Below are 26,292 nucleotides of genomic sequence, written 5' to 3' on the forward strand. Positions count from 1 at the left end.
CGTCTTATCGGTAACATCATCAATCAATCTATTCCGTACCGATAGTTATCGGTGTTTCGGATACCAATAAAACGAACAGTCATGAAAAACATAGCCGTGCTCTTAGTGCTGCTTTTTTGTACCATCAATCCAAACAAGCTATTCGCAAACGATTCTGAAGACAAAATTGGTTCCATCACGGGCAAGGTCATTGACAATGCCAAGAATCAGCCAGTGGCCTACGCCGCCATTGTCATAAAATCAGCGGATGGCAACGAGACCGTTACAGGTGGCATCACGGCTGAAGATGGCACTTTTGAAATAAAGAAACTGCCCGAGGGAAATTTCATTTTAGAAGTACAATTCATTGGTTACCAAACTTTCAAAAAAGATTTGGTCATTACCAAAAAGAATCGAAAGGTAGAATTGGGCACTATTACCCTAATCGAAGATGCCCAAAAGCTTGAAGAGGTAGAAGTTGTGGGCGAGCGAACCACTATTGAACAACGGGTAGACCGCAAGGTCATCAATGTGGGCAAGGATCTGACCACGGCAGGTGCCACGGCATCAGACATTATGAACAACATTCCGTCGGTCAACGTCGATTCACAGACCGGGGATATTACCCTACGGGGCAACTCAAATGTTCGGGTCATGGTCGATGGTAAGCTTTCAAATGTACCTGTGGCCCAGTTGCTTCGTCAAATACCTTCCACTTCGATAAAATCCATTGAATTGATTACCAATCCGTCGGCGAAGTACAACCCAGAGGGCATGAGCGGCATTATCAACATTGTACTGCACAAAAATGCCAATATCGGTTTCAATGGTAACATCAATATGGGGTTGACCAAGGGCATCGAGGCCAAATTCAATACCTCGATCGATTTGAACTATCGAAATGGCAAGTTCAATTTCTATGGTAATTATGGCACCAATATTGGCAAGTGGGTCAATGATGGGTTTATTTTCAGGGAGGATGAAAACTCGATACAGATTTTTGACTTTTTGAGCAATAACAAGTCACATCTGTACAAGCTTGGTGTCGACTTCTATTTGAACGACAAGAATACCATCTCTTTCTTCACCAATCAGAACCACTTCAACGGCAAGACCGATGCAACCACCGATGTTCAGTACAATTTAGATCCCAATCGAGATGTGATTCAATTTTTCAACAATGAGAACGACAACCTCAGCGAGCAATACAATTTTGACTATAAACTTGATTTTGCCAAAGAGGGCCACAATATAGAATTGGAAATCGACCACAATCGCTTCAACGATGATGAGGATGCCGATTTTAGGTCAAGGGGCACAACGTTGTTTCCTGATTATATGGACTTTGTCGATACCGAACGTACCCAGACCATTGCCAACCTAGACTATGTAAATCCGTTGGACAGTATTTCAAAATTGGAAGTCGGTCTGGAAGCCCGTTTGTTCGAAACTGATGTAGATTATGCTTCAACAGGATTGTCATTCAATTCAAATGGTGATTTGATTCCGACCCCAAGTACAAAATTTCTGTATGGAATGGATATCTACTCTGCCTATGTCACTTTTGGCCAAACACGTGAAAAATGGTCATATCAAGTAGGTGTTCGGGTAGAAGATGTTGAAGTAAAAGCCGATACCAATAGGGTCAGGGCCTTTACCGATGATTACTCCCAAATCTATCCCTCGGCTTTTCTGACCTACAATGTCAACGAAAAAGATCAGTTGCAGGCCAGTTTCAGCCGTAGGGTCGATAGACCGGGGCTTGGACAGGTAAACCCTATACGGGAATTTGCCACACCACTGATATCTTCTTTCGGAAACCCCAGTTTGTTGCCCCAGTTCACCAATTCATATGAACTGAATTTCACCAAACGTCTCAAAAAGGGAAGTCTGACCGCTGGTGTTTTTTATAGAACGATCGAAGAAGAAATCAACCGCGCCGTGTATGTTGACCGATTAGATTTCAATAAGCTCATCCTCACTTTTGACAATTTTGACGATACTTCGGCCTATGGTTTTGAACTATCGACAAATTATAAACCGACCAGTTGGTGGAGTATCAATGGAAGTTTTGACCTGTTCAGCCAAACACAACGGGGTATCACAGAACGACTTGAGGGCGATCAGGCCACGGCTACAGAAGACGATATTGTAATCGAAGACGTTGAGGTTGAAAACACGGCATGGAACCTGCGTATGAACAACAGCTTTACGGCCACCAAAAAATTGTCCTTTCAGATATTCGGCTTCTATCGTGGTCGAAATCAGAATTTACAGTTCACGGTCAAACCGATGTATTTTGTCAATACTGGGGCACGTTACAGTTTTGCTGAGGGCAAGGGTACCATTAGCGTAAATTTCAATGATGTGTTCAATACCATGCGGTTTCAATTTGACGGACAGCGCCCCTATGTTCAAAATGGCGAGTTCAACTGGGAAAGCCAGAACCTATATGTCGGTCTTTCTTATCGTTTTGGAAGTGGTAAAAACCGTGCAAAAGGAAGAAAACGAAGGGATAGCAATACGAAACAAGCCGGTGGCGGAATTTTATAAAGACTATTGATTTGCCTTGATGCTGAATATTGGTTGGTTAGTTCTTTTTAAGGCTTATCAATAAAAAACCCCGATTTTGTCGGGGTTTTGTTTTATTCGAATATATTGGTCTTGTGGCCATCAAGACTTGTCGTATTCTTCTTTTCCCAATATTCTTCTATCCCATTCTTTCCTTTTTCTTCAGCCCAGTTGACCAATTCTTGGCGTTGCTGTTTATACTCCATCAATGGCACTCCGAAACCGCATGAGATCTGTACCAAGTCGATCTGCACCTCAATCAATTGCCTTGCCCCTGTCATCTCTGGAAAAAGTGCAACATACTCTTTCCACGAACCATCATATTTATGATAGGCCCTTGCGGTACCATAAAGTCTAAGAATCATTGGTGGGCCTTCAAAAGCGCAGAACATAATGGTCATACGCCCATCATGCATCAAGTGGGTCGCGGTTTCATTTCCACTACCGGTCAAATTCATCCAAACAACTTTTTGTGCGTCGATGACCTTGAAAGAATCCAAGCCTTTAGGTGAAAGGTTGATACGCCCTTCATCCATGGCCGTGGCAACGAAAAAAAGATGCTGCCTTTCAATGAACCCTATGAGCCTTGGGGTAAGTTTAGACATACGCTTGCCCATAATTCTACCATTTAATGATTACACTGCCCCAAGTAAAACCACTGCCAAAGGCGGCAAGCACCACCAAATCGCCTTCTTTGATTTTACCTTCTTCCCAAGCTTCGGTAAGTGCAATGGGTATCGAGGCCGCCGTAGTATTGCCGTAGTGCACGATATTATTGAATACTTGATTATCAGATAGGCCGAATTTCTTTTGTACGAATTGTGAGATACGAAGATTTGCCTGATGTGGAATCAACATATCAATATCTGATGGTTGCAGGCCATTCTTTTGCAGCCCTTCCATGATCACCTCACTAAAACGTACCACGGCATTTTTAAAAACAAACTGCCCATTCATATAAGGGTAGTACGATTCATCGTTTGGGTCATTGTCTTCAATGATATCGAGAACCCAACGCTTGCCCATTCCAGGCGCTATCAGCGACAGTTCTTCGGCGTGTTGCCCCTCAGAATGTAAGTGCGAAGAGAGAATGCCCTTAGAAGTATCTTCTTCCCTACTGACCACGGCAGCACCGGCACCATCACCAAAAATTACGGATACCCCGCGGCCCCGAGTGGTCATATCCAAACCATGTGAATGCAGTTCAGAACCGATGACCAGCACATTTTTGTACATACCGCTCTTCACATATTGATCGGCAACAGAAAGCCCATAAACAAAGCCTGAACACTGATTGCGCACGTCAAGGGCCCCAACCGTCTTGATATCCAAATCTCGCTGTACCAATACCCCCGGACCAGGAAAATAATAGTCTGGACTCAAGGTTGCAAAAATGATGAAGTCAATATCATTTTTATCGATGCCTGCCCGTTCAATGGCAATTTTGGCGGCTTTCACCCCCATTGAAGTAGTAGTGTCGTCACCTTTGATGACGTGGCGGCGTTCTTTGATTCCGGTTCGCTCTTGAATCCATTCGTCACTGGTATCCATCACTTTTGACAAATCATCATTGGTGACCACGTTTTCGGGCACAAAATGGCCAAGACCTATTATTCTAGAATTGTACATATTGATCAGTTAAAACACCTTCACTAGATGCCATATTTCAGGAAAAGGTAAAAATAAATAATAAGAATGGTCAATTTCTTGGAAAAGTACCCTGATGGTTTCTTAGCTGGCGATATGATTTCTGAAATTATTGACCTCGACCTTGGCCCGTAAATCATGAAGTAGGTTGTAAAGTCCGAAAAAAGTACGATTCATGTACAAAAAGTGCTTTGATCCCCGGTTGCCATTCATTTTTCGAATTTGTTCGTCTTTTGAATACCGTTCGCTCAGGTCAGCAATTTTGTTCCAAAAAGCAGTTGAACCAAAGTCAAATACCTCATCATTGAACGGTGAGGTAAAAATGGTCAGCATTTCTTTGAAAAGCGCCTTAAAGAACAGCAATTCTTCTTTAGAATCTGTCTGGGTAAGAATCTCAAGCTCGTAGAGCTTTTTCATAAATACCCCGTCATTGTCGATATTGTCTTTCTGAGCCAGTTCGAAATATGGTTCATAGAACTCATTCGGTATTTTCTTGATACAGCCAAAATCAATGGCAATCAGTTTTTCTTCATCGTCAATCAAAAAATTACCCGGATGGGGGTCGGCATGTACTTTTCGAAGTACGTGAATCTGAAACATATAAAAATCCCAAAGGGCTTGCCCTATCTTATTTCCGAGCTTTTGTGAAAAATCGGTTTTGACAAACTCTCCCAAGTGCCGGCCTGTCATCCAGTCCATGGTCAAGATGCGCTCGCTTGACAGCTCTGGATAATACTTTGGAAATTCAATATTGGGAATGACCTCACAAGCACGGGTTATTTCTTGACTCTGCTGCAGTTCAAGAAGGTAGTTCGTCTCTTCGATCAATTTTCCTTCAACCTCTTTAAAGTATTTGTCAGAATCTTTTCCCTGTAAATTGAACATACGAATGGCAATGGGCTTTACGATAGCCAAATCGCTGCTTATACTTTGGGCCACCCCGGGATATTGTATTTTCACGGCCAGCTCCATACCATCTTTTCGGGCACGGTGCACCTGCCCAATACTGGCGGCATTGACAGAATCTTTTTCGAAAGCATCAAACAATTCTTCAGGATACTTGCCGAGGTATTTTTTAAAGGTCTTTCGCACCAATGGTGCAGAAAGGGGCGGAACCGAGAATTGAGACAGCGAGAACTTTTCTACATATGCCCTGGGCAGAAGATTTTTCTCCATGCTCAACATTTGGGCCACTTTCAGTGCACTGCCCTTAAGACTCTTTAGGCCATCGTAGATATCGCTGGCATTGTTTTCATTCAATTCGTCTTTGGTCAAATCAGGATTGACCAGTTTCTTACCATAATATTTCACATAATTGCCACCGATCTTTACCCCCGTTTTGACCAACGTACCGGCGCGCTCAATTTTTCCTGTGGGAATGCTGTCAAGGGTCTTCATGATCAGTTATGCAAAGGTCTCTTTGTAAAGAAATTTTCCAAAGTCGATAATGCTGTCCAAAGGGGTATTGTCGAAAACATCGAATATCGTGGTGACCGATTTCTCTATGGCCATATCGGTCTTTTCAAATGCAGGTGAAGAATCTTCCATCCAAAATTTTAAAAGAAAGAGAAACTGCACCCAGGCCCCTTCTGAAAAAATGGCAGGATTCTGCTTGGTAATTTTCAAGGTTTTGCCCTCATTGCCCAATTCGACCAATTCAGCGGCAAAATCTTTGATATGCCGACGTAGACCACTCAATTGGGCCATAGCCTCCATTTTGCCGCCCTGCTCTTTGAGGGCGAACAGTACATAGCTACGATTGAGTGTGAGCAATTCAAAAAAAGTATAGAAAAAAGAGAGCATCTTCTCTTTGTTGGCATAGCCCTCGTAGTCTTTGTTTTTGCCCAAAAGACTATTGGTCTGCTCAAAAAAAGTATTCCAAATCTCTTTTTGAAGTCCTTCAAGTGAACCAAAATCTTTGTAAAACCGATCTTCCTTTATGTTGATGATCTTACAAAACTTGTAGATGGACTTTGGAACGGTCTCATGTTCCAATACATAATTCATGTACAGGTCAATGATTTTTTCCTTGGTCATTTTTGATGAGGATGATGTTGTTGCCATAATGGGTGTATGTTAAAAAGGATCAGGCACAATGGGTCTTCTTATTTCAAAAGAAATTGAGAAGAATGTTTTAAAAACAGGAACGTGCTTCTGGCAAAGCACGTTCCAAACAACCTAACCAATAAATAAACAAACTTGTTGCAGTGTGCATCTTTTCATAGCAATTCTTTTACCACAACACGTCAAAAATACAAAACTGTTTAATCTTTTATCTTAAAAATTAAACAAAATTTTGTTAATTTTTTATTGCACACAAAATGTCACTTTGTCACTTTCAATACTATGGTATCTTTTTTGGTCAGAAAGGGTGAAATTAATGTTAACCACATTTAGGCCATAAATCAGTTTTAATGGCAGAAATGAAAAAAATAAGCATGATAATGGCAACAGGTAAAATCAATGTTTCGGTCGAGAATATTTTTCCGCTCATCAAGAAGTTTTTGTACAGTGACCATGAAATCTTTCTGAGGGAATTGATTTCAAATGCAACCGATGCAACCTTGAAACTAAAGCACCTTGCCTCTATCGGAGAGGCCAAGGTCGAATATGGCGATCCAATCATTGAAGTGAAGGTCGATAATAAGGGCAAGAAAATACACATTACCGACCAAGGCATAGGCATGACCGAAGAAGAGGTCAAAAAATATATCAATGAAGTGGCCTTTTCAGGTGCCGAAGAATTTTTGGAAAAATATAAGGATGCGGGCAAAGATGCGGGCATCATTGGCCACTTTGGCCTCGGTTTCTATTCGTCGTTCATGGTGGCCGATAAAGTTGAAATCATTACCAAAAGTTACAAAGACGAACCTGCCGTTCATTGGACCTGTGACGGCTCGCCTGAATTTACCATCAAAAAAGCCAAAAAAGAAGACCATGGTACAGAAATCATTCTGCACATTGCCGATGATGAGAAAGCGTTTCTAGAAGACCATCGCATTCGAGAACTGTTGACCAAATACAACAAGTTCATGCCCATACCCATCAAGTTCGGCACCAGAACCGAAACGCTTCCGAAACCCGAGGGTGCCAAAGAAGATGAGCCGGCCCCTACCCATGAGGTTGATGACATCATCAATAATCCGAATCCGGCTTGGACAAAAAAGCCCACCGATCTAAAGGACGAAGATTACAAATCATTTTACCGTGAGCTTTATCCGATGCAGTTTGAAGAGCCGTTGTTCCACATTCACCTAAATGTCGACTATCCCTTCAATCTTACGGGTATTCTATATTTTCCCAAGTTGACAAACGACATCAACATACAGAAAGACCGTATTCAACTGTACCAAAACCAGGTTTTTGTCACCGATAATGTAGAAGGTATCGTACCCGAGTTCTTGACCATGCTTCGGGGTGTCATCGATTCGCCCGATATTCCACTGAATGTTTCGCGCTCTTACCTACAGGCCGATGGGGCAGTGAAGAAAATCTCATCGTATATCACCAAAAAAGTGGCAGACAAACTGAACTCACTGTTCAAGAACAACCGTGAAGATTTTGAAAAGAAATGGAACGATATCAAAGTGGTCATTGAGTACGGAATGTTATCTGAAGAAAAATTCTTTGAAAAAGCAGAGAAATTTGCGCTTTACCCGACCGTTGATGGCAACTACTTCACTTTTGAAGAGCTTGAGAAGAAAATCAAGGACGCACAGACCGACAAGGACGACAAATTGATTCTACTCTACGCTTCTGACCAAGAAGCACAACATAGTTACATAGAGGCTGCCAAAGCGAAGGGATACGAAGTTTTGCTAATGGATTCGCCCATTGTGTCACACCTCATGCAGAAATTGGAGACCACCAAAGAAAAAATCTCCTTTACCCGTGTAGATGCCGACCATATTGACAACCTCATCAAAAAAGAGGATACCGCCATCTCAAAGCTTTCAGACGAAGAAAAAGACAAACTGAAAGGCGAAATTGAAAAAGTGGTGGGTGAAAAAAGTGCCTATACCATTCAATTGGAAGCTATGGACAGCAGTGCCCAGCCCTTTATCATCACTGAGCCAGAGTTTATGCGCCGCATGAAAGAAATGCAGCAGACCGGTGGGGGCGGTATGTTGGGCATGGGCAATATGCCAGATATGTTCAATCTGATCGTCAATACCAATCACGAACTGGTGGGCCAGATCTTGAATACCAAAACGGCCAAGAAACGTGAACGCCTGATCAACCAATCCCTCGATTTGGCACGATTGTCAAAGGGCCTGTTGAAAGGTGAAGAATTGACCAGTTTCATCAATCGTAGTTATGAGATGATCAAATAAGGGTATCATTTCCTTGTTCCCCTGAGCTTAACGAAGGGCAGCTGGAAATTCTATATAAATCGAAACCGCCATTTTATGGCGGTTTTTTGTTGATTGCCTATCTTACTTCCTAAATCGACCAAATATGAGCAACGATTACAAAAGCCCTGGTTTCAAAAAATTGCTCGATTCACTACAACAACAGAGTTGGGAGCTTGAATTGATTATTTCGGGTTTTGCCATTTTCGGACTTTTTACCGCCTATGAACCCCTGAGAATCGGAGCGGAAAATGCCCAGAACAATCAGCAGATCTATCAATTTGTGCTCTACTTGGTCGCGTTTATCGCCTGTAGCATCTTGCTGTTCAATTTATTGTTGCACGTAATACTACGAGGACTTTGGATAGGGGCCCTTGGGCTGCGGTACGTTTCGGGTGATATTGAATTCGATAAGCTGAAATACAGCGAAAAATTCAAAAATTACCTGAAGAAAAAGATTGTCTCATTCGACCGCTATATAGCCAATTTAGAAAACTATTGCAGTGTACTGTTTGCCATTTCTTTCTTGCTCATATTTCATGTTGTCGCCATTACACTCATCATATTGAGCATTGCCCTCGTGGCCAATTTTATCATTGACAATGACCACCTACCTGATTGGATATCAAGTTGGGTAGGTATTCCGCTCGTTTTGTTCATCTGCTTCGGAATGTTATTGGCATTTATCGATTTCATTACCCAGGGTATTTTGAAACGCAACAAATGGGTAGCCAGGCTCTATTTTCCTTTTTACTGGGTGTTCAGCTTTCTTACACTATCTTTTTTGTATCGCCCATTGGTCTATAACTTCTTGGATAATCGATTTGGCAAACGTATCATCTTTCTTCTTACACCGATCTATATTGTGATCTTACTCTTGAGTGGATTGGAGTACAGAAACTCCAATTATCTCAATAAAGAGAAGAATTCATCTACCATTTTTGCCAATAAGGAGAATTATATGGATATGATGACCGAAGATGAAGATTATCCGGGAGAAGCGGTCATACCATCTAAAGTCATCACCACATCTTACCTTCAGGTTTTCATGCCCTACTCAGAAAATATTGAAGAGCGTATTTTTGCTTTCGAAGAGTCGTTGAAGCCTGAAGAGGATAGAAGAGGACTCGCCTCGAACAATTTTAGTTTCAACACGAATTGGAGTGATAAAATCACTTCTGAAAGGCAGAAAGATAGCATTCGCAAACACTATCTGTCCATTTTTAATGAAACCTATTTTTTTAAGATCGATTCTCTACGAATCGATAGTGATTTCATTATCACCACCAATAATAAAAATCATCTCGGATTTGAAACATTCTTGAATCTGACCATGCTGAGCGAAGGCAGGCACCAATTACGGGTAATGCGAAAAAGAAGGGAAAAAGACTCTATCGTAGAATTGATCCAAGAATCCATACCTTTTTGGTATTTTAAAGACTAATATAATGAACTACCCTTGGCATTTATATCTAATGGCCAGCATGTACATTTTTGCGGGCACCATGCATTTTGTCTTTCCGAAAGCGTACATGCGCATTATGCCCCCATACATACCCCACCACCGATTGATGGTCTACTCAAGTGGTTTGGCTGAAGTCATATTGGGTATTGGCCTATGCTTTGCCCTGACCAAGAACATTTCGATATATGGCATCATGCTGATGCTCACCATTTTTTTCATCATACATTTCTATATGTTAACGGGCAAGAAAGCTGCTGCCGGTATTCCCAAATGGATATTGTTGCTCAGGGTACCCCTTCAATTTGGTTTGATATATTGGGCTTATTGGTATTTGCGGTTTTAAGTCAGTTTGCGGTCAAAATACCCTTTCAACATGGTAATCTGTATCAATACCATCATCCCAAAAAACACAACGCCATAAACCATAATGTTTGAAAAATCCATTTCAAGTGATGGCAATTTTACTTTTGACAACCAAGGTGCCAGATCAATGCGATCAAACCATCCTTCCCTAGAAGAAAAATTTCCCGTGACGATCGGGTACCCGATCAATACAAGAAACAGAACACCTATAAGTATGAGCATTTTTTTTGACATGAGGGGCTTATAGGAAATGGCACTTTTGGTGATCTCGGCCTCAATGCGATCCATGACCCTTTCAGTAAAATTTGATGGGGGTACATCCAGTTTCATATCCCGCATAGCGGAATCTACCAATTTTTCGAGTTTCTTTTGATTGTCATCCATGATTGCTCAGCATTTCAGGTTCCAATTGTTGCAATAATACTTCCGCCATTTTTTTTCGTGCCCTAAAAAGACGCACTTTCAAAGTGTTGACGGTCAATTTCATTATTTTTTCAATCTCTTTCAAATTTTTTTCCTCTAAATAAAAAAGGGTCAATAAAGCGGTATCTTCAGCAGAAAGATAATCTAAACAAGACCTTACCATTTCTGCACGCTCTTCAACTATCATGATGTCAAGTGCATTTTGCAATGATTCCATTTTGTTTTCCGTAACCTCGTTCAATTCAAGTTGATCAAAGCGTTTCTTGTTTTTTTTGATATGATCCAAACACGTATTGTAGGCGATTCTATAGATCCAAGTCGAAAATTTCGAATCTCCTTTAAAACTTTTCAGTGATGTATAGACCTTTACAAAGGTATCTTGACTGACCTCTTCGGCTTCTTCTTGATTTTTGAGCATACGAATCGCCAATGAAAACACTAGGTCTTTATGCCTATCGACCACATGAGCAAAAGATTGGCTATCACCATTGATGATCTTGTTGATCAGTGCCTGTTCGTTGTTGGTTGTCATCTGAATGTTTGACGATGACGATTAATCATTGGTTACATTTTTTTCATTTTTTTTTAATTCATGTAACCTGTTTTAAAAAAATGTCGTCATACTCAATGAACAAAATTAATAATCAAATAAAACGAACAATTATGGGATCAGAAGTAATTATTGTACCGATTATCTTTGGGGTACTATTTGCCATTGCCTATCTCTACTTTTCAACCAGAAACAAAGAGCGCCTTGCCTTAATAGAAAAAGGCGCCGATGCGAGCATATTTATGAGAGGCCGTCGCAACGGTGCGTCACCCTTCTGGAAAGTGCTTTTGCTCAACCTTGCACTTCTGTTGATAGGCATCGGAATTGCCATCTTTTTCGCCTCGATCTTGGTCTATTCATTCGGTGTAGACGAAGAAGTGGCCTACCCGGGCACAATATTCATGTTTTCAGGAATTGGCCTGCTCAGTGGTTTTTATATGACCAAACGGCTAGAAAACGAAGAATAAGCAAGTCCAAGACCGATATTTTAGAAAAAACCGTCGCTGACAACGACGGTTTTTTCTATTTTCATCATGTGAAAATTATCTCGACCAATATCGGCCAGCCCACTGCCATTATCTGGAACGGCAAAAAACAAACCACTGGCATTTATAAATACCCGACCGTACATCACATACAACTAGAAAAGGAAAGCGTGGCCCATGACACGATCGCTGATAGAAAAGTGCATGGTGGACCTTACAAGGCTTGTTATCTATTTTCTGCCGACCAATACCCCTACTGGAAAGAAATGTACCCTGATCTGGAATGGAACTGGGGTATGTTCGGTGAAAATCTGACCGTTGAAAATCTAGATGAGACCGCAATAAGAATCGGAGATGTGTACCGCATCGGTGAGGCCGTTGTGCAGGTCACCCAGCCTAGGGAACCCTGCTATAAGCTCGGCATACGCTTTGGTGACCAAAAAATACTCAAACAATTTATAGCACATGGTTATCCGGGCACTTATGTTAGGATAATCGAAGAAGGCGAGGTAAAAGTAGGCGATACCGTAGATTTGATCACAAGATCATCTTCTTCTTTGACAACAAAGCAATTTTTTGATCTGTTGTTTTCAAAAAAGAAGAATGTGACGCTCATTGAAATGGCCGTGGCCAATGAGGCCCTACCACAAAAAAAGAGACAGCGCCTTCAAAAATTCCTATAAAAAAGAATCCCGGCCAAAACCGGGATTCAAAAGATTGCTCAAACTAAAAATAACTACGCTTACTTCACGGTCACTTTTTCGCTAAAGGTTTCGTTGTTGTCAACAACTATCACTGTATAGTCATCTTCATAGGCTCTTTCAAAATTGAAAGCTTTTTCAATAACGATTTCACCTTCAAGCGTTTCTTCAAATACGATCCTGCCCTCACTGTCATAAACCTTGATGGTAACCTTTTCTTGGTCAAGGTTCAAAAGATTCATAAAAAGTTTATTGCCCTTTTTGACAAATACAGGGTCTACATCGATATTGATCAACTCTTTTTCAACCCCAAAGCCTTTTTTACCAAAAGTTTTTTCGGGTCCGTTGGCCAAAACTGTTGTTGAAGCGAACAAAATGGCCAGTGCAACTGTAAATTTTAAAACTTTTCTCATAACGTTTGTTTTTTAATATCCGCCCAACGGCAGATTGGGTTATCAAAAATTTACAGTGCAAACATACTACCGCCCTACCCCTAAAAAATACCACTGGCTTTTCCAATTTCTATGCAATTTTAACCTTAATGAAGTGTTAAATATTTTAGAATGGTAAAATACCATATTTTTTGGGTAATTTTGCACAGATTATTTAATGCCAACGTATATAATTTTACTAAAGCAAAAATGGAAACCGTGAACCAAAAACCTGCTTTTGAATCGATAGCACCCACTTTTGGCAATTCATTTACCTATCAAAGATTTGATAAGAATAAAATGAACACCAATAAAAGTTGGCATTACCACCCTGAATTAGAATTGGTCTATGTGAACGGGGGTTCTGGTAAACGCCAAATAGGTAGCCATGTCTCTTATTTTGCCGATGGCGATCTTATTTTGATAGGGTCTAACCTACCGCATTGTGGTTTCACCGATAAGTTGACCGGTAATGACAGCGAAACGGTCATTCAAATGAAAATGGATTTTTTGGGGAATGATTTTTTTGACATCCCCGAAATGGAAAAAATCAAAAAACTTTTTGAAGTCTGTAAGAGCGGTATTGCCTTTCATGGCAAAACAAAACGTAAAATCGGGGAAAAAATGGAAGTTCTTGAATACCAGACCGATTTTCAACGTTTGTTGTCGATACTCAATATTTTAAATGAGTTGGGAAACTCTCAAGAATACAAAGTACTCAATGCCGAAAGTTTCTCGATGCCCACCGAAGTCAAAGACAATGACCGTATCAATACGGTATTCAACCATGTCAAATCAAACTTCAAAGAAGATATTACCTTAGATGAAATCGCTGATATGGTCAGTATGACGGTACCCTCTTTCTGTAGGTATTTCAAAAAAATCACCAACAAGACCTTTACACAGTTTGTCAATGAGTACAGATTAGTGCATGCTTCAAAATTATTGGCCGAACAGCCCATGAGCATTACGGAGGTCTGTTATGAAAGTGGATTCAACAACTTTTCACATTTCAATAAATCGTTTAAGGCCTTTACCGGTCAAAATCCTTCTGAATACCGTAATCAATTGAAAGCGGTATTGCAGTGATGAAATACCTTTTACAAGAGCGTATTAGACTGCCAATACCCAATGCCGAAATTTGGTATTTTCCTAATTTCCTTACAGGCAACCAGGCAGACCGTTATTTTGAAACATTCAAGAATACCATTGCCTGGCAACAAGACGATATCACCTTATTTGGCAAAACCTATCCACAACCAAGACTGACCGCCCTGCATGGAAACAACGGTAAATCCTATTCGTACTCAAATGTGACGATGAAACCAAAACCCTTTACAGAAGAACTGCTTGCCATCAAACAAAAAGTTGAGACAATGACCAATGTAGCTTTCACCACTTGCCTTTTGAATTTGTACAGGGATGGGCGGGATAGCAACGGCTGGCATTCCGATGATGAAAAGGAATTGGGTAAAAACCCGGTTATCGCTTCGGTCAGTCTAGGAGCGGAACGGTATTTTCACCTACGGTACAAAAAAGATAAATCACAAAAGCAAAAACTGCTTTTGCAACACGGTAGCCTTCTGTTGATGCAGGGCGAGACGCAGCATCATTGGCAACACCAACTACCCAAGACCGCGAAAAAAATTGGTGATAGGATAAACTTGACGTTTAGGATCATCAAATAAAGAAAGTAGGCCAAATAAAAAATCGGCTCTTTGAACCGATTTTTTGATCCCATCTTCAGAAGAAACCTTCGCTGCCTTTAGCACATCGTGGGATACCGTACTAATCTCCTTGCATCCAGCTTCCTAACATTAATATAACTTCAAATCTTATGCCAAGGTATGGTCAATCGACGATTTTCCCATTTTTTGGACAAAAAGCAGTATCAGATTTATTGATGGTACGCTATATTGATTTTCAATGGGCAAGCAGCACTTTGACGGTCAAAACGACCCTTTAATCGAACAGCTCGTTCAATACCTTGGCCAATCGTAGGCCCCCGACGTGTAATTGCTTGATCATTAGCTTATTGTATTTGTAACTATACTGATAACCATGTTTTTCACCTACTTCCACAGAATCGTAAAGCTCATTGGCCAAGTCTTGTGATTCTTCCACCCAGTCATAAACTGTTCCCCGTTGGATCTGTTTTATTTCCCCTTTTGATAATTTGGGCATTGTCTGGGCAAGTTCAGTGTAAGACATTCCATAAGAATCGATCAGATTCTTATCCCACAATCGATGAAGGTTGGTGCCCTCGTCGAACCATCGTACCTGAAGGTCATTTCCTCCTCTGTCTTCCAACCTTCCTACATGCATGGGTTGGTGCAGGTCACCCACAAAATGGATGAGCATCTTCAGATAAAATACCTTGTCTTCTTTAGTACTGCCCTCATCGCTTACCATTTCAATGCACTTTTGAATGCCCATGACGACATCTCCATACGGATTTGGTTCTACCTCTGTATATTTTTTATCTGTAGGGTAGTTCACATAATGCCAAGCATTGAATTTTGAAAAATTCCTGTCTGCCTTGATCTCATCGGCAAAATTCGATACAAAGGCCAGATCATGCCCCCCAAGGAGTTGTGTGATGGTCTTTTCCGCCTTTTTGGTCAAATGCTGTTGGGCGATTTCCGCAATGGCCCTATGCCCGGTTTTTGACCAGATTTCGTCATTGGCCAGTACTAAATTGACCGAAAAACAAAAAAGAACAACAAGAATGCGCATGATAGAAATTTTGCCAAAAATAACATTGCGGTTTTAAACCAATGTTAAATTCAATCTCAATATTTTAGCGGAAATCGGATATTGCGGCATGAATATAACGAAACGGCGATTTCTAAAAATACTCTTTTGGGCGTTGGGCGTACCCTTGGCGATGGTCATTCTTTTCGTCGGTCTGGTTTATTTCGGTGCATGGGGAAAGATTCCGACCAAAAAACAACTGGCCGATTTTCAATATCAAAGGGCTTCAGAGATCTACTCGGCCGACAGTGTGCTGATCGGCAAATTTTATCTCTACGACCGTCAGCCGATCGGCTATGAACAGTTTCCCGATCATTTGGTCAATGCTTTGGTCGCCATTGAAGATGAAAGGTTTTATGAGCATAAGGGGATCGATACCAAGAGCCTCTTCAGGGTCTTCTTCAAAACAATACTGCTGCAAGACGTTGCCGCTGGTGGAGGAAGTACCCTAACGCAACAACTCGCCAAAAACCTATATCCCCGAAGGGATAGAAAAAAAGCCCATATTGCCGTGAACAAAATCAAGGAAATCATCATGGCCAAACGCCTCGAAAAGGTGCTTTCAAAAAAAGAGATCATCACGCATTACCTCAACACCGTTTCCTTTGGTGGCAATACTTTTGGTATTGAAAGCGCTTCCCTCAAGTTCTTTGACAAACCCACCAAATCACTCACTATTGAAGAGGCAGCCGTGTTGATCGGTATGCTAAAGGCCACACACGGGTACAACCCCAAGCTATTTCCTGAGAAAAGCATCGCCCGTAGAAATTTAGTGTTCTCAGCCATGGCCAACAATGATTTTATCTCCAAAAAAGAGAAAGACAGTCTGGCCCAACTCCCCTTAAACCTAAAGTATAGGGACTACGGTCAAAATGAGGGCATAGCCCCCTATTTCAGGGAAGCCGTCAGAAAAGAACTGTTGCAATGGTCAAAAGATTTCAATGGAAAAAAACCGGTCAATATCTATACCTCAGGACTCAAAATCCATACCACCCTTAACCATGAAATGCAGCTATTGGCCGAGAAGACCATGCAAGAACACATGCAATCGCTTCAACGTGATTTTGAAAAAAGCCATGGAAAGAACGCGCCATGGCTGGTCGATAAAAACCTCATCAGAAAGCAAGCCAAAAAACTGGGCATTTATAAACGATTGAAAGATTCTGGTATGACAGAAGACCAAATCTGGGATTCGCTTTCCGTCAAAAAAACCATGAAATTGAGTTTTTGGGAGGGTGAAAAAGAATACAATGCCAGTACACTCGACAGTATTTGCCACTACATGAAATTCTTGAACGTGGGCTCACTCGGCATCGACCCTAACAATGGTGCCATCAGAACATGGATAGGGGGCATTGACTACGCCCATTTCAAATACGACCATGTGTCACAGAGCAAGCGTCAGGTAGGCTCTACCTTCAAACCCGTAGTGTATACGGCAGCCCTTGAAAAAGGGTTGGATCCCTGTGGCCATATTTCGGCAAGGGAGGTGGAGTATAAGAATTTGGAAGGATGGAGTCCCAGTAACTCCAGCGATGAAGATGAGGCCTATCTAAATTATTCCATGGAGGAAGCCCTGAGCAAATCTGTGAATACCATTGCCGTAAAAGTGCTTGAAAAAACTGGAATTGAGACCGTTATCGAACAAGCACAGAAAATGGGCATCGAAGAAGAACTGCCCAAAAAACCCTCTTTGGCGCTCGGTACCGGTGAAATCAAGATCATAGAATTGGCCGGGGCCTATGCGAGCTATGTAAATGCGAGTAGACCAGTGACCCCCATGCTCATCACTTCAATCACTACGGCCAATGATTCAATCTTGCGATCTTTTTCGCCCAGGGTGCAACATGAAAGGGCCTTTTCTGAAGAAACCCGTGAAGTGATGCTCGAGATGATGAAAGCGACCGTAAATAAGGGCACAGCCTCTAGAATTCGAAATGTATATGCCCTCAAGAATGATGTCGCGGGCAAAACCGGTACCACACAATATAACAAAGATGCTTGGTTTGTGGCAGTAATGCCCAAAATGGTGCATGTAAGCTGGGTAGGGCTTGACAACCATGAAATCGGTTTCAAAAACACCCGTCTGGGCCAAGGGGCCAGTGCAGCCCTGCCCCTTTTTGCATTACTGTTGCGAGAAATGAACAAAAATGACCACTTCGATACCATCACCAAGGTGCGTTTTACGCCACCTAAAGAAACCGCACTCGCCAGACTTGACTGTGAACCCATAAAACGCGATGGCTTCCTCAAACGACTGTTCACCAATCCGAACAAAAAGAAAAAACGCAGGTTCAAAAATTAAAAGTTTTGTCCAATGAAATTAATTTGATATATTTATGATATCATTTTAATATCACATTCTAAATACTACTACGATGACAAACGAAAAAACCATTACACCGATCAATGGGTATTTGATGCTCTTCATTTGCCTTTTGTTCATTTTTGGGGGAATTGCCGCCTTGGTCAACGAACAATCACTGTGGTTCTTATTTGCTGTTTTCTTGGGGCTCTTCCTTTTCTTCGGCATTGTGCTCGTGAATCCGAATAGCTCAAGGGTACTGCTTCTCTTTGGCAAATATGTGGGCACCATCAAAAAGAATGGCCTCTATTGGGTCAATCCGTTGTACACCAAAAAGAAAATATCGTTACGGGCCAGCAACTTTGATAGCGAACGCCTAAAGGTAAACGACAAATTGGGCAACCCAGTTATGATCAGCACCATTCTCGTATGGCGGGTCACCGATACCTACAAGGCAGCCTTTGACGTCGATGATTATAAAAACTTTGTTCGGGTACAGACCGATGCCGCCGTTCGTAAGCTGGCCAGTATGTACCCTTACGATAATTTCGCCGATGAGGGCATTGAAGAAGACATCACCCTTCGCTCAAGCGTGAACGAGGTAAGCGAAGCCTTGGAAAAAGAGATACAAGATCGCCTTGAAATGGCCGGTATCGAAGTACTCGAGGCCCGGATTGGCTATTTGGCCTATGCCCAAGAGATCGCCAACGCCATGTTGAAGCGACAACAGGCCACTGCCATTGTCGCCGCACGGCACAAAATCGTCGAGGGCGCCGTTAGCATGGTCGAAATGGCCCTTGAAGAGTTGAATAAAAAAGATGTCGTGGAACTTGATGAAGAACGAAAGTCTGCCATGGTCAGCAACCTGATGGTCGTGCTCTGCTCAGACAAAGATGCCGCACCCATTGTCAACACGGGAACCCTGAACCATTAATGACCAACAAAATGAGGGTTTTCGAAGAAAAACAATGGTTTGACCAATGGTGGCTATGGGCAATGCTCATCATCGTTTCTGGAGTTTTCCTTTTGGAACCGATTAGGAAAATAAATCATAACGGGGCCTTTGCCCTCGATTATTTGGATACTGGCTTTTGGATTGGATTCGCTGTTATGGTACCCGTAGTTTTACTGTTTAGGTTTTTGGCATTGTACACAGAAATTGACGAGCATGGCATTCGCTACAGATTTGCCCCTTTTCAAGGCAATCTCAAACAAATATCCTGGCAAGAAATTGAAAAATGCCATACTCGAAAGTATAGGCCATTATTGGAATATGGAGGATGGGGAATGCGAATGGGATCAAAAGGCGGTGCCTACAATGTAAGGGGAAATTTCGGAATTCAAATCAAGTTCAAAAATGGCAATAGATTATTGATCGGCACCCAAAAACCAGAGGAGGCCCAACAAATCATCGATAAATATTTCAACAATGAAAGAATATAAAGTGGTCAAGTGGAAAATAGGGCTGACCAACAATAGCGAACGATTGGAAGATACCCTGAACGAATATGCAAAACAGGGTTGGAGAGTAGTACATATTTATGAGAATACCGCCAGCATTGTCTTTGAAAGAGATAAAAATCGATGAAAAAACTGTTGTACATCCTTTGGTTGACCGTACCGCCCTGTGCAGGGCAAGAAATCGTCGTCGAAGAGCTTGTACTCCATAACCGTGACATCTACCTGCCCGGCACCTTGAGCTACCCCAAACAAGAAAAAAAGCCGCCGCTCGCCATTTTTGTTCACGGCTCTGGCAATATCGATAGAGATGGCAATCAAGGTGAGCTGGCGCGGGCCGACTATATCAAGCAATTGGCCGACAGCCTAAATGCAAAGGGAATTGCATTTTACCGCTATGATAAGCGTACCGCAACACCTTCCAATCTTGAGAAATCAAAAAAAATGCGCATCGGTGACCTGGTCGATGACCTTAAAGTGGGCATTGAGCATTTTAAAGATGATGATCGTTTTGTTTCCTTGCACCTCATCGGCCACAGTCAAGGTTCACTAGTGGCCATGATGGCCGTTTCAAATGCCGTGCGCAGTTATGCTTCACTGGCAGGTTTGGGTACCACGGTCGATAAGGCTTTGGTACGGCAGCTCGGTGCCCAGAACCAAGATGCCGGTAAAATTGCGGAAGGTTACTTTAATGAGTTGATGGAGACCGATACCATACAAGATGTCAATCCGTTCTTAATGGCCATTTTTTCTCCCGCCAACCAAAAGTATTTGAAAGACTGGGCTTTGTTGGATCCATCGGAAGAAATCAAGAAATTGGATATCCCCACGCTAATAATCAATGGTAGTACCGATCTGCAGGTGACCATTGAAGATGCCCAATTGCTCAAAGAAGCAAAACCGGACGCCAAACTGGTCATCGTGCCCAAAATGAACCATGTGCTCAAAACCGTTGAATCGTCGGGCGAAAACCAACGATCTTACCGAGAACCCGATTTTCCGTTATCATCTGGACTAGTTTCGACGCTGGCCCAATTTATTCAAGAACATGAGTAAGAAAAAAGCATTTGCCCTACGGTTGAACGAAGATATGCTGAAGGCCATTGAAAAGTGGGCGGCAGATGAATTTCGTAGTACCAATGGACAAATCGAATGGATGCTGATGAAAACCCTAAAAGAGGCCAAACGGGCACCTAAAAAGAAGACAGGGGAAAAAGAGTGACTTTTTTGACATTTTTTTAACGCCGCTTACCCTTAAATTTGGGCGACTAATTCAAAAAAGCTTCATGGCAAAAAACTACCTCTGCCTATTTTTCCTTCTATTTCTTATTCATTTAACCGCCCAAGAGCAAACAAAATCATTTGTTGTCAAGTATATCGATGAGCCCATTCAAATCGATGGCGCTTTAGATGAACCCATATGGGAGATGGCCGATAGCGCCCATGACTTTCAACAATACTTTCCCACCGATTCTATTCTGGCAACACAGAAAACCGATATCAAAATGCTCTATGACGGTAAGGTACTGTACTTGGGCCTTCGAATGGAGACCAAAGGTAAAGATTATGTCATTCCGTCTCTTGAACGTGACTTCAGGGCAGGAGGCAACGATAACATCAGCCTGTTGTTTGACACCTTTAATGACGGCACGAACGCATTTCTTTTTGGCATTAACCCGTATGGTGTGCGAAGGGAAGCCCTTATTACCGGGGGAGGTTCTGGTTTAGGTGGGTTCACCACATCATGGGATGTAAAATGGCGTGGCGAATCAAAAATATATGATGATTATTACACGGCAGAAATGGCCATACCATTGACCTCTTTCAAGTTTCGGGAAGGTGAGACCAAATGGCGGTTCAACAGCTACCGCTTTGACATGCAGGCCAATGAACGCAGCACCTGGGTTCGCATACCGCAAAATCAATTGATTTTCAACCTCGCCTTTATGGGCGATATGGTTTTTGAGAAACCCTTGGGCAAGTCACGAACCCCCCTTACATTGATACCTTATGTAAATGGTTTTTCGGGAAAAGATTTTGATGCCGATGAAAGAACGAATACCGTAAAGGTGGGAGGTGATGCCAAAGTGGCCATTGGCAATTCGATGAACCTCGACATCACCATCAATCCCGATTTTTCACAGGTAGAAGTCGATAATTTCATTACCAACCTGACCCGGTTCGAGGTCAGGCTTCCCGAAAGACGGCAATTTTTTATCGACAACAACGATCTTTTTGGCAATTTCGGTGGATCGCGCGATGCCAATCCATTTTTTTCAAGGCGAATAGGTATAGCTGAAGATACCGCCGACAATACCATTGAAAATCGTATCATAGCGGGAATGCGGTTGAGCGGAAAAATAAACAACAACCTTCGGTTGGGCGTTTTGAACATTCAGACTGAAGAAGACGCCGCCAATGAGATTGCCTCGAACAACAACATGATGCTCAGCCTACAGCAGAAAGTGTTCTCTAGGTCAAATATCGGTTTGTTCTTCATTAACCGCCAAACGTTCGATTCTCCAGACTTTGTCGATGAATCAGAAGAGTATAACCGTGTTGTGGGCATTGATTACAATCTAGCCTCTAAAGACAATACATGGATAGGGAAGTTTTACGGTCATAAATCATTTCAGCCCAATGATAACGAGGGCAACTATTCACTGGGAGCGTTTACGGCCTATAATTCAAGAAAATATGGTGCTTTTCTTGATTTTGTGTTCATCGATGAAGAGTTTAATTCAGACTTGGGTTTTGTGCCCAGAAAAGACATTTTTAAGGTCGCTGGCAGTGTGTCCAGATTGTTTTGGCCCAAAGAAAAGAAAATAAACAATCATGGCTTCGAGTTATTTTCAGTGTATACTTGGCGTCCCGGGCTCGATTTACAGAATACCGATCAAGAGATCAATTTTGGGTGGGGCGCCGAATTCAATAATCTTTCTGAGATTGAAGCTGGGGTCACCTATCAATATATTTTCTTGACCGAAGAATTTGAGCCCACCGATAAAGACGATGCCGTACCACTGCCCGCTGATCGAGGGTACTATTTCACTTCATTTGGCGGAGAGTTCCGTTCTGACCGAAGAAAAGTGTTTTCATATTCCATAGAACCAGAATTTGGGGGTTTTTTCAACGGAAATAGATATTCATTGCAATTGGGGGCTAATCTTAGATTGCAGCCAAAATTCAATTTGGGGCTTCAAACCCAGTACGACCATCTTGAACTCCCAAATCCACATTCTGATGCCGATATCTGGCTGATAAGTCCGCGAATCGATATCACCTTTAATAAATCCATATTCTGGTCAACATTGATCCAATACAGCAACCAGCGTGATAATGTCGGCATCAATTCTCGCTTACAATGGCGTTTCGCACCACTTTCTGATTTGTTCATTGTGTACAACGACAACTATTTTGTCAACACCTTCATGCCCCGTAACAGGTCTATCAACCTAAAGCTTACCTATTGGTTGAACATTTAGGCCAGCTGATTTTTCTATATTTGAAAAAATACCCACTAAATGAACCAACTACCCTTGACCGATGATACGGTCATTTTCGGCTTACTGGCCCTCTGCCTAGGTTTTGTCTTTTACACCTCATCGATAAAAAGCGGTTTCTGGAAAAAGTTCTACTCCATCATTCCCGCAGTGCTCATGTGTTACCTCTTACCAGCGGTCTTAACGAGTGTAGGGCTCGTTAGCGAAGAAAAGTCAAACCTCTACTATGTGGCAAGTAGGTACCTGTTGCCGGCAGCACTGATTCTGATGACACTGAGCATTGACCTTAAAGCGATCATCAATTTAGGCTCAAAAGCGCTTATCATGTTTTTTACGGGTACGATCGGCATTATCATCGGAGGGCCTTTGGCCATACTTATCGTTTCTGTTTTTTCTCCGGAAACTGTCGGAGGTGTGGGTCCGGATGCCGTATGGCGAGGACTTTCGACCATCGCAGGAAGTTGGATAGGCGGTGGAGCCAACCAAGCCGCCATGCTTGAAATCTTTCAGTATAATCCTGAAAAATTTGGCAATATGGTCTTGGTCGATGTATTCATGGCCAATGTTTGGATGGCCCTATTGCTTTTGGGCATTGGCCGTTCAGACAAAATCGATGCATGGCTCAAGTCAGATACCTCATCAATCGAAGCGTTAAAGACAAAAGTATCTGAATATACCGAGCGAATCGCTCGTGTCACCTCTTTGCATGATCTGGTCATGCTGCTCTTCTTTTCATTCGTTGGGGTGGGTATCGCCCATTTTGTAGGCCATCATTTTTCGGAGTTTTTACAAGATAATTTTGAGGTGATCCGAGATAAGCAAAAAGCATTGTCATCATTGGGTTCAAAATTTCTATGGATGGTCGTTACCGCCACCATCATTGGTATAGGCCTTTCGTTTACCAAAGCAAAAAACTATGAAGGAGCTGGGGCAAGTAAAATTGGTGGTATGTTCATCTATATATTGGTTGCTACCATAGGTATGAAGATAGACCTCGGTCGTGTCTTTGAAAATCCAGGGTTATTGGTCATTGGCTTTATTTGGATCGCCATTCACGCCGGCCTTTTGATTTTGGTCGCCAAACTGGTCAAAGCCCCATATTTCTTTATGGCGGTGGGCAGTCAGGCCAATGTTGGTGGGGCCGCTTCGGCGCCGGTTGTCGCCGCAGAATTTCATCCGTCACTGACGTCAGTGGGTATTCTATTGGCCGTTTTTGGCTACGTGGTCGGTACTGCTGGTGCCTACATCTGTGCCTTGTTGATGGAAGTGGCCTCTACTGTATAAAAACAAAAATCTTTCGGATATTTGCGCCTCAAATTTGATGTATGAAAAAAATCGTTTCCATATTGGTGCTGACCGTTCTTTTATTTTCCTGTGGAAAAAAAACCGAAAATACCATGACCGTATCGGGTTCAATAGATGGTCTGAAAAAGGGCACTTTGTATCTGCAACATATCAAAGATTCTTCTTTGACCACCATTGATTCCTTGAAATTGCGTGGAGATGGCTTTTTTTCATTTTCGCATGAAATGGAAACCCCTGAAATCTTTTACCTCTATTTGAAAAAGGCAGATAACAATGATATCAACGACCGAATTGCTTTCTTTGGTGAGCAAGGGGATATTTTTGTCAAGACCAAATGGAATACTTTTGATTTACAACCTAAAATCTCGGGCTCAAAAAGTCACGAGACCTATGCCCAATGTGCCGAGATGCTCTCGAAATTCAACACTCGCGAACTCGAACTGGGCCAAGCAAGTCTAAACCCTGAAATTCAAAATGATTCCTTGGCCATTGACTCTATCGTTCGGTTGATCAATAAAAACACGGTTTCTAGATATCGCTATGTGCTGAACTTCGCGTTGACCAATGCCGATTCGTATGTAGCCCCATATATGGCCCTTGCCGAAGCTGCTGAGGCCAATCCAAAATATCTGGACTCCATCAACAGGGTCTTGACCCCAGAAGTGGCCAAATCAAAATATGGGAAAGCATTGGACTCCTATGTCCGGTCCCTGAAGCAATAAGTAAAGCTTATTTTTGTAGCTTATTAAGCTGCTCGACCATTTCGGTGGCCTTTTTTTCCAGTTCCACCCTGATTTTCTTGAAGTGCACTTTGGGTTTTTCAACACCTTTGTCATTTACCTTTTGCATTAGGTCGTCAAAGGTTGTAATGGCCTTGTCAATGATAGCTGTACCCTCTTTCGAGTCTTTTTTGTTGGTCTCGGCTTCCCAGATGTAAACCGCCTCTATGATATCGCCCAACACGAAATTGATATCCTTTTTTAAATCACGTACACTTGCCATACTATTCTTTTCGCCAAAGGTAGGATTAAATTGTTATTTCCAAAAGTTCGACCCCCACCGTATCGATGTCAACATACTGGCTCGAGGCCGCCAAGAGAACGGTTTCCCCTTTTCTTAAAGTGGCACTCCCCTTCTCATTCGTGATAGTGGCCATGCCCGAGACACACATAAAAATGGTAAACGAATCCCTATTGTCCAAATTTTGGTGCATGGCTTTGTCAAGGCTCAAGAAATTGGTTTTGAAGTACGGACAATCGACCATTCCATTGACCTCGTTTTCTTTCTTTTCGTAGGCCACCTTGAAATCATCCTTTTTTTGATAATCGATGGCATCGACCGCTAAATCAGTGTGCAATTCGCGTAATTGCCCATTTTTATCCCTTCTATTGAAATCAAAGACACGATAGGTAATATCAGAGGTTTGTTGTATTTCGGCCAACAACACCCCAGCTCCAATAGCGTGAATTTTTCCCGTATTGATAAAAAAAGTATGCCCTTCGGCAACCGTTTCATAGTTCAACAAATCGAGTAGGGTATTTTCTTTGAGACTGAGCACATATTCTTCCTTTTCTACATCTCGATTGAACCCGACTATGAGTTGTGCGCCTGGATCGGCATCCATAATGTACCACATCTCGGTTTTGCCGAAAGAATCATGGCGCTCTTTTGCCAGTCGATCATTCGGGTGCAATTGAATCGAAAGATCTTGTTTAGCATCTATAAATTTGATAAGGATGGGAAATTCGTTTCCAAAACGCCCATACACACTTTTGCCCATCAATGATTCAGGGTCTTGATCGATCAGTTCTTGCAGGGATTTCCCTTCGAGTTCTCCCTCAGAAACAATCGAGACATCGCCTTTTACGGCAGATAGCTCCCAACTCTCCCCGGTTAGCTGACTTTCAATGGGTTTGCCCAGCACATCTTTCAGTTTGGTGCCGCCCCAAAGGCGCTCTTTCAAAATGGGAATAAATTTTAAAGGGTAAAAGTCCATATGC

27 protein-coding genes are annotated in these 26,292 nt (G+C 42.2%); 17 read left to right on the plus strand and 10 right to left on the minus strand.

Going from position 1 to position 26,292, the window contains the following annotated elements; all coding sequences use genetic code 11:
• The first annotated feature begins 81 nt into the window (after positions 1–81).
• Positions 82–2,532, plus strand: coding sequence for an outer membrane beta-barrel family protein (locus L0P89_RS02070; protein ID WP_235266748.1), 2,451 nt, complete (start codon positions 82–84; stop codon positions 2,530–2,532).
• Positions 2,533–2,624: 92 nt separating this feature from the next.
• Here the strand turns inward: L0P89_RS02070 and L0P89_RS02075 are convergent, their stop codons facing one another.
• The 4 genes from L0P89_RS02075 to L0P89_RS02090 all read right to left on the minus strand — a co-directional run bounded on the left by L0P89_RS02075 (position 2,625) and on the right by L0P89_RS02090 (position 6,234).
• Positions 2,625–3,167, minus strand: a complete 543-nt coding sequence (locus L0P89_RS02075) for a pyridoxamine 5'-phosphate oxidase family protein (protein WP_235266749.1) — start codon at positions 3,165–3,167, stop codon at positions 2,625–2,627.
• Between the two features lie 4 nt (positions 3,168–3,171).
• Complete coding sequence (locus L0P89_RS02080) at positions 3,172–4,179, minus strand: 3-oxoacyl-ACP synthase III family protein (protein WP_235266750.1); 1,008 nt, start codon at positions 4,177–4,179, stop codon at positions 3,172–3,174.
• Positions 4,180–4,281: 102 nt separating this feature from the next.
• Entirely contained in the window at positions 4,282–5,595 is a 1,314-nt protein-coding gene (locus tag L0P89_RS02085) for an ABC1 kinase family protein (protein ID WP_235266751.1), read from the minus strand.
• A 6-nt stretch (positions 5,596–5,601) separates the two neighbouring features.
• Entirely contained in the window at positions 5,602–6,234 is a 633-nt protein-coding gene (locus tag L0P89_RS02090; RefSeq protein WP_409557558.1) for a TetR family transcriptional regulator C-terminal domain-containing protein, read from the minus strand.
• Positions 6,235–6,641: 407 nt separating this feature from the next.
• Between L0P89_RS02090 and htpG the strand changes: the two genes are divergently transcribed.
• The 3 genes from htpG to L0P89_RS02105 all read left to right on the plus strand — a co-directional run bounded on the left by htpG (position 6,642) and on the right by L0P89_RS02105 (position 10,357).
• The gene (gene htpG, locus L0P89_RS02095) at positions 6,642–8,531 is read left to right on the plus strand and encodes a molecular chaperone HtpG (RefSeq protein ID WP_235266753.1); all 1,890 of its coding nucleotides are present in this window, start codon (positions 6,642–6,644) and stop codon (positions 8,529–8,531) included.
• A 124-nt stretch (positions 8,532–8,655) separates the two neighbouring features.
• The gene (locus L0P89_RS02100; protein WP_235266754.1) at positions 8,656–9,993 is read left to right on the plus strand and encodes a hypothetical protein; all 1,338 of its coding nucleotides are present in this window, start codon (positions 8,656–8,658) and stop codon (positions 9,991–9,993) included.
• A 4-nt stretch (positions 9,994–9,997) separates the two neighbouring features.
• Positions 9,998–10,357, plus strand: a complete 360-nt coding sequence (locus L0P89_RS02105; RefSeq protein ID WP_235266755.1) for a hypothetical protein — start codon at positions 9,998–10,000, stop codon at positions 10,355–10,357.
• Here the strand turns inward: L0P89_RS02105 and L0P89_RS02110 are convergent.
• A complete protein-coding gene (locus tag L0P89_RS02110) occupies positions 10,354–10,761 on the minus strand; it encodes a sigma-E factor negative regulatory protein (RefSeq protein ID WP_235266756.1) in 408 nt (135 codons plus the stop codon). The two genes, L0P89_RS02105 and L0P89_RS02110, sit on opposite strands and share 4 nt — an antisense overlap.
• Positions 10,754–11,332: an RNA polymerase sigma factor gene (locus L0P89_RS02115; RefSeq protein ID WP_235266757.1), complete on the minus strand. Its 579-nt coding sequence runs from the start codon at positions 11,330–11,332 to the stop codon at positions 10,754–10,756. The genes L0P89_RS02110 and L0P89_RS02115 overlap by 8 nt, the downstream gene beginning before the upstream one ends.
• 131 nt (positions 11,333–11,463) lie before the next feature.
• On the opposite strand from L0P89_RS02115, the gene L0P89_RS02120 reads away from it, so the two are divergent.
• Positions 11,464–11,817 carry a DUF6249 domain-containing protein gene (locus tag L0P89_RS02120; RefSeq protein WP_235266758.1) on the plus strand — a complete coding sequence of 118 codons (354 nt, stop codon included), beginning with the start codon at positions 11,464–11,466 and terminating at the stop codon, positions 11,815–11,817.
• Positions 11,818–11,885: 68 nt separating this feature from the next.
• A complete protein-coding gene (locus L0P89_RS02125; protein WP_235266759.1) occupies positions 11,886–12,518 on the plus strand; it encodes an MOSC domain-containing protein in 633 nt (210 codons plus the stop codon).
• Between the two features lie 59 nt (positions 12,519–12,577).
• Here L0P89_RS02125 and L0P89_RS02130 read toward each other — a convergent pair whose 3' ends face one another.
• A complete protein-coding gene (locus L0P89_RS02130) occupies positions 12,578–12,949 on the minus strand; it encodes a hypothetical protein (protein WP_235266760.1) in 372 nt (123 codons plus the stop codon).
• A gap of 228 nt (positions 12,950–13,177) precedes the next feature.
• Here L0P89_RS02130 and L0P89_RS02135 point away from each other — a divergent pair, with 228 nt between their 5' ends.
• On the plus strand, positions 13,178–14,056 hold the full coding sequence (locus L0P89_RS02135; RefSeq protein ID WP_235266761.1) for an AraC family transcriptional regulator: 879 nt from the start codon (positions 13,178–13,180) through the stop codon (positions 14,054–14,056).
• On the plus strand, positions 14,056–14,655 hold the full coding sequence (locus L0P89_RS02140) for an alpha-ketoglutarate-dependent dioxygenase AlkB family protein (protein ID WP_235266762.1): 600 nt from the start codon (positions 14,056–14,058) through the stop codon (positions 14,653–14,655). Before L0P89_RS02135 ends, L0P89_RS02140 begins: the two co-directional genes overlap by 1 nt.
• Positions 14,656–14,929: 274 nt before the next feature.
• Here the strand turns inward: L0P89_RS02140 and L0P89_RS02145 are convergent, their stop codons facing one another.
• Positions 14,930–15,703: a S1/P1 nuclease gene (locus tag L0P89_RS02145; RefSeq protein WP_235266763.1), complete on the minus strand. Its 774-nt coding sequence runs from the start codon at positions 15,701–15,703 to the stop codon at positions 14,930–14,932.
• Between the two features lie 88 nt (positions 15,704–15,791).
• Here L0P89_RS02145 and L0P89_RS02150 point away from each other — a divergent pair, with 88 nt between their 5' ends.
• The 9 genes from L0P89_RS02150 (at position 15,792) to L0P89_RS02190 (ending at position 25,014) form a co-directional block, all read left to right on the plus strand.
• Positions 15,792–18,026, plus strand: a complete 2,235-nt coding sequence (locus L0P89_RS02150; protein WP_235266764.1) for a transglycosylase domain-containing protein — start codon at positions 15,792–15,794, stop codon at positions 18,024–18,026.
• 73 nt (positions 18,027–18,099) lie between these two features.
• Positions 18,100–18,960: an SPFH domain-containing protein gene (locus L0P89_RS02155; protein ID WP_235266765.1), complete on the plus strand. Its 861-nt coding sequence runs from the start codon at positions 18,100–18,102 to the stop codon at positions 18,958–18,960.
• 11 nt (positions 18,961–18,971) lie between these two features.
• On the plus strand, positions 18,972–19,469 hold the full coding sequence (locus L0P89_RS02160; protein ID WP_235266766.1) for a DUF6141 family protein: 498 nt from the start codon (positions 18,972–18,974) through the stop codon (positions 19,467–19,469).
• Entirely contained in the window at positions 19,456–19,614 is a 159-nt protein-coding gene (locus L0P89_RS02165) for a DUF4177 domain-containing protein (RefSeq protein ID WP_235266767.1), read from the plus strand. The genes L0P89_RS02160 and L0P89_RS02165 overlap by 14 nt, the downstream gene beginning before the upstream one ends.
• The gene (locus tag L0P89_RS02170; RefSeq protein ID WP_235266768.1) at positions 19,611–20,540 is read left to right on the plus strand and encodes an alpha/beta hydrolase family protein; all 930 of its coding nucleotides are present in this window, start codon (positions 19,611–19,613) and stop codon (positions 20,538–20,540) included. Before L0P89_RS02165 ends, L0P89_RS02170 begins: the two co-directional genes overlap by 4 nt.
• The gene (locus tag L0P89_RS02175; protein ID WP_235266769.1) at positions 20,533–20,706 is read left to right on the plus strand and encodes an Arc family DNA binding domain-containing protein; all 174 of its coding nucleotides are present in this window, start codon (positions 20,533–20,535) and stop codon (positions 20,704–20,706) included. Before L0P89_RS02170 ends, L0P89_RS02175 begins: the two co-directional genes overlap by 8 nt.
• A gap of 64 nt (positions 20,707–20,770) precedes the next feature.
• On the plus strand, positions 20,771–22,969 hold the full coding sequence (locus L0P89_RS02180; protein WP_235266770.1) for a DUF5916 domain-containing protein: 2,199 nt from the start codon (positions 20,771–20,773) through the stop codon (positions 22,967–22,969).
• 39 nt (positions 22,970–23,008) lie between these two features.
• Positions 23,009–24,271 carry a DUF819 domain-containing protein gene (locus tag L0P89_RS02185; RefSeq protein ID WP_235266771.1) on the plus strand — a complete coding sequence of 421 codons (1,263 nt, stop codon included), beginning with the start codon at positions 23,009–23,011 and terminating at the stop codon, positions 24,269–24,271.
• A gap of 41 nt (positions 24,272–24,312) precedes the next feature.
• Complete coding sequence (locus tag L0P89_RS02190) at positions 24,313–25,014, plus strand: DUF4369 domain-containing protein (protein ID WP_235266772.1); 702 nt, start codon at positions 24,313–24,315, stop codon at positions 25,012–25,014.
• Between the two features lie 7 nt (positions 25,015–25,021).
• On the opposite strand, the gene L0P89_RS02195 is transcribed toward L0P89_RS02190, so the two are convergent.
• The gene (locus L0P89_RS02195) at positions 25,022–25,294 is read right to left on the minus strand and encodes a hypothetical protein (RefSeq protein ID WP_235266773.1); all 273 of its coding nucleotides are present in this window, start codon (positions 25,292–25,294) and stop codon (positions 25,022–25,024) included.
• 25 nt (positions 25,295–25,319) lie between these two features.
• Entirely contained in the window at positions 25,320–26,288 is a 969-nt protein-coding gene (locus L0P89_RS02200) for a type I phosphomannose isomerase catalytic subunit (RefSeq protein ID WP_235266774.1), read from the minus strand.
• Positions 26,289–26,292 lie beyond the last annotated feature (4 nt).

Source organism: Muricauda sp. SCSIO 65647 (assembly GCF_021534965.1).
GTDB lineage: Bacteria > Bacteroidota > Bacteroidia > Flavobacteriales > Flavobacteriaceae > Flagellimonas_A.

What these genes read in the sequence shown, in the direction of transcription:
- L0P89_RS02070 (WP_235266748.1), top strand. Translation starts at nt 82, where the DNA reads ATGAAAAACATAGCCGTGCTCTTAGTGCTGCTTTTTTGTACCATCAAT.
- L0P89_RS02075 (WP_235266749.1), bottom strand. Translation starts at nt 3,167, where the DNA reads ATGGGCAAGCGTATGTCTAAACTTACCCCAAGGCTCATAGGGTTCATT.
- L0P89_RS02080 (WP_235266750.1), bottom strand. Translation starts at nt 4,179, where the DNA reads ATGTACAATTCTAGAATAATAGGTCTTGGCCATTTTGTGCCCGAAAAC.
- L0P89_RS02085 (WP_235266751.1), bottom strand. Translation starts at nt 5,595, where the DNA reads ATGAAGACCCTTGACAGCATTCCCACAGGAAAAATTGAGCGCGCCGGT.
- L0P89_RS02090 (WP_409557558.1), bottom strand. Translation starts at nt 6,234, where the DNA reads ATGACCAAGGAAAAAATCATTGACCTGTACATGAATTATGTATTGGAA.
- htpG (WP_235266753.1), top strand. Translation starts at nt 6,642, where the DNA reads ATGGCAACAGGTAAAATCAATGTTTCGGTCGAGAATATTTTTCCGCTC.
- L0P89_RS02100 (WP_235266754.1), top strand. Translation starts at nt 8,656, where the DNA reads ATGAGCAACGATTACAAAAGCCCTGGTTTCAAAAAATTGCTCGATTCA.
- L0P89_RS02105 (WP_235266755.1), top strand. Translation starts at nt 9,998, where the DNA reads ATGAACTACCCTTGGCATTTATATCTAATGGCCAGCATGTACATTTTT.
- L0P89_RS02110 (WP_235266756.1), bottom strand. Translation starts at nt 10,761, where the DNA reads ATGGATGACAATCAAAAGAAACTCGAAAAATTGGTAGATTCCGCTATG.
- L0P89_RS02115 (WP_235266757.1), bottom strand. Translation starts at nt 11,332, where the DNA reads ATGACAACCAACAACGAACAGGCACTGATCAACAAGATCATCAATGGT.
- L0P89_RS02120 (WP_235266758.1), top strand. Translation starts at nt 11,464, where the DNA reads ATGGGATCAGAAGTAATTATTGTACCGATTATCTTTGGGGTACTATTT.
- L0P89_RS02130 (WP_235266760.1), bottom strand. Translation starts at nt 12,949, where the DNA reads ATGAGAAAAGTTTTAAAATTTACAGTTGCACTGGCCATTTTGTTCGCT.
- L0P89_RS02135 (WP_235266761.1), top strand. Translation starts at nt 13,178, where the DNA reads ATGGAAACCGTGAACCAAAAACCTGCTTTTGAATCGATAGCACCCACT.
- L0P89_RS02140 (WP_235266762.1), top strand. Translation starts at nt 14,056, where the DNA reads ATGAAATACCTTTTACAAGAGCGTATTAGACTGCCAATACCCAATGCC.
- L0P89_RS02145 (WP_235266763.1), bottom strand. Translation starts at nt 15,703, where the DNA reads ATGCGCATTCTTGTTGTTCTTTTTTGTTTTTCGGTCAATTTAGTACTG.
- L0P89_RS02150 (WP_235266764.1), top strand. Translation starts at nt 15,792, where the DNA reads ATGAATATAACGAAACGGCGATTTCTAAAAATACTCTTTTGGGCGTTG.
- L0P89_RS02155 (WP_235266765.1), top strand. Translation starts at nt 18,100, where the DNA reads ATGACAAACGAAAAAACCATTACACCGATCAATGGGTATTTGATGCTC.
- L0P89_RS02160 (WP_235266766.1), top strand. Translation starts at nt 18,972, where the DNA reads ATGAGGGTTTTCGAAGAAAAACAATGGTTTGACCAATGGTGGCTATGG.
- L0P89_RS02165 (WP_235266767.1), top strand. Translation starts at nt 19,456, where the DNA reads ATGAAAGAATATAAAGTGGTCAAGTGGAAAATAGGGCTGACCAACAAT.
- L0P89_RS02170 (WP_235266768.1), top strand. Translation starts at nt 19,611, where the DNA reads ATGAAAAAACTGTTGTACATCCTTTGGTTGACCGTACCGCCCTGTGCA.
- L0P89_RS02175 (WP_235266769.1), top strand. Translation starts at nt 20,533, where the DNA reads ATGAGTAAGAAAAAAGCATTTGCCCTACGGTTGAACGAAGATATGCTG.
- L0P89_RS02180 (WP_235266770.1), top strand. Translation starts at nt 20,771, where the DNA reads ATGGCAAAAAACTACCTCTGCCTATTTTTCCTTCTATTTCTTATTCAT.
- L0P89_RS02185 (WP_235266771.1), top strand. Translation starts at nt 23,009, where the DNA reads ATGAACCAACTACCCTTGACCGATGATACGGTCATTTTCGGCTTACTG.
- L0P89_RS02190 (WP_235266772.1), top strand. Translation starts at nt 24,313, where the DNA reads ATGAAAAAAATCGTTTCCATATTGGTGCTGACCGTTCTTTTATTTTCC.
- L0P89_RS02195 (WP_235266773.1), bottom strand. Translation starts at nt 25,294, where the DNA reads ATGGCAAGTGTACGTGATTTAAAAAAGGATATCAATTTCGTGTTGGGC.
- L0P89_RS02200 (WP_235266774.1), bottom strand. Translation starts at nt 26,288, where the DNA reads ATGGACTTTTACCCTTTAAAATTTATTCCCATTTTGAAAGAGCGCCTT.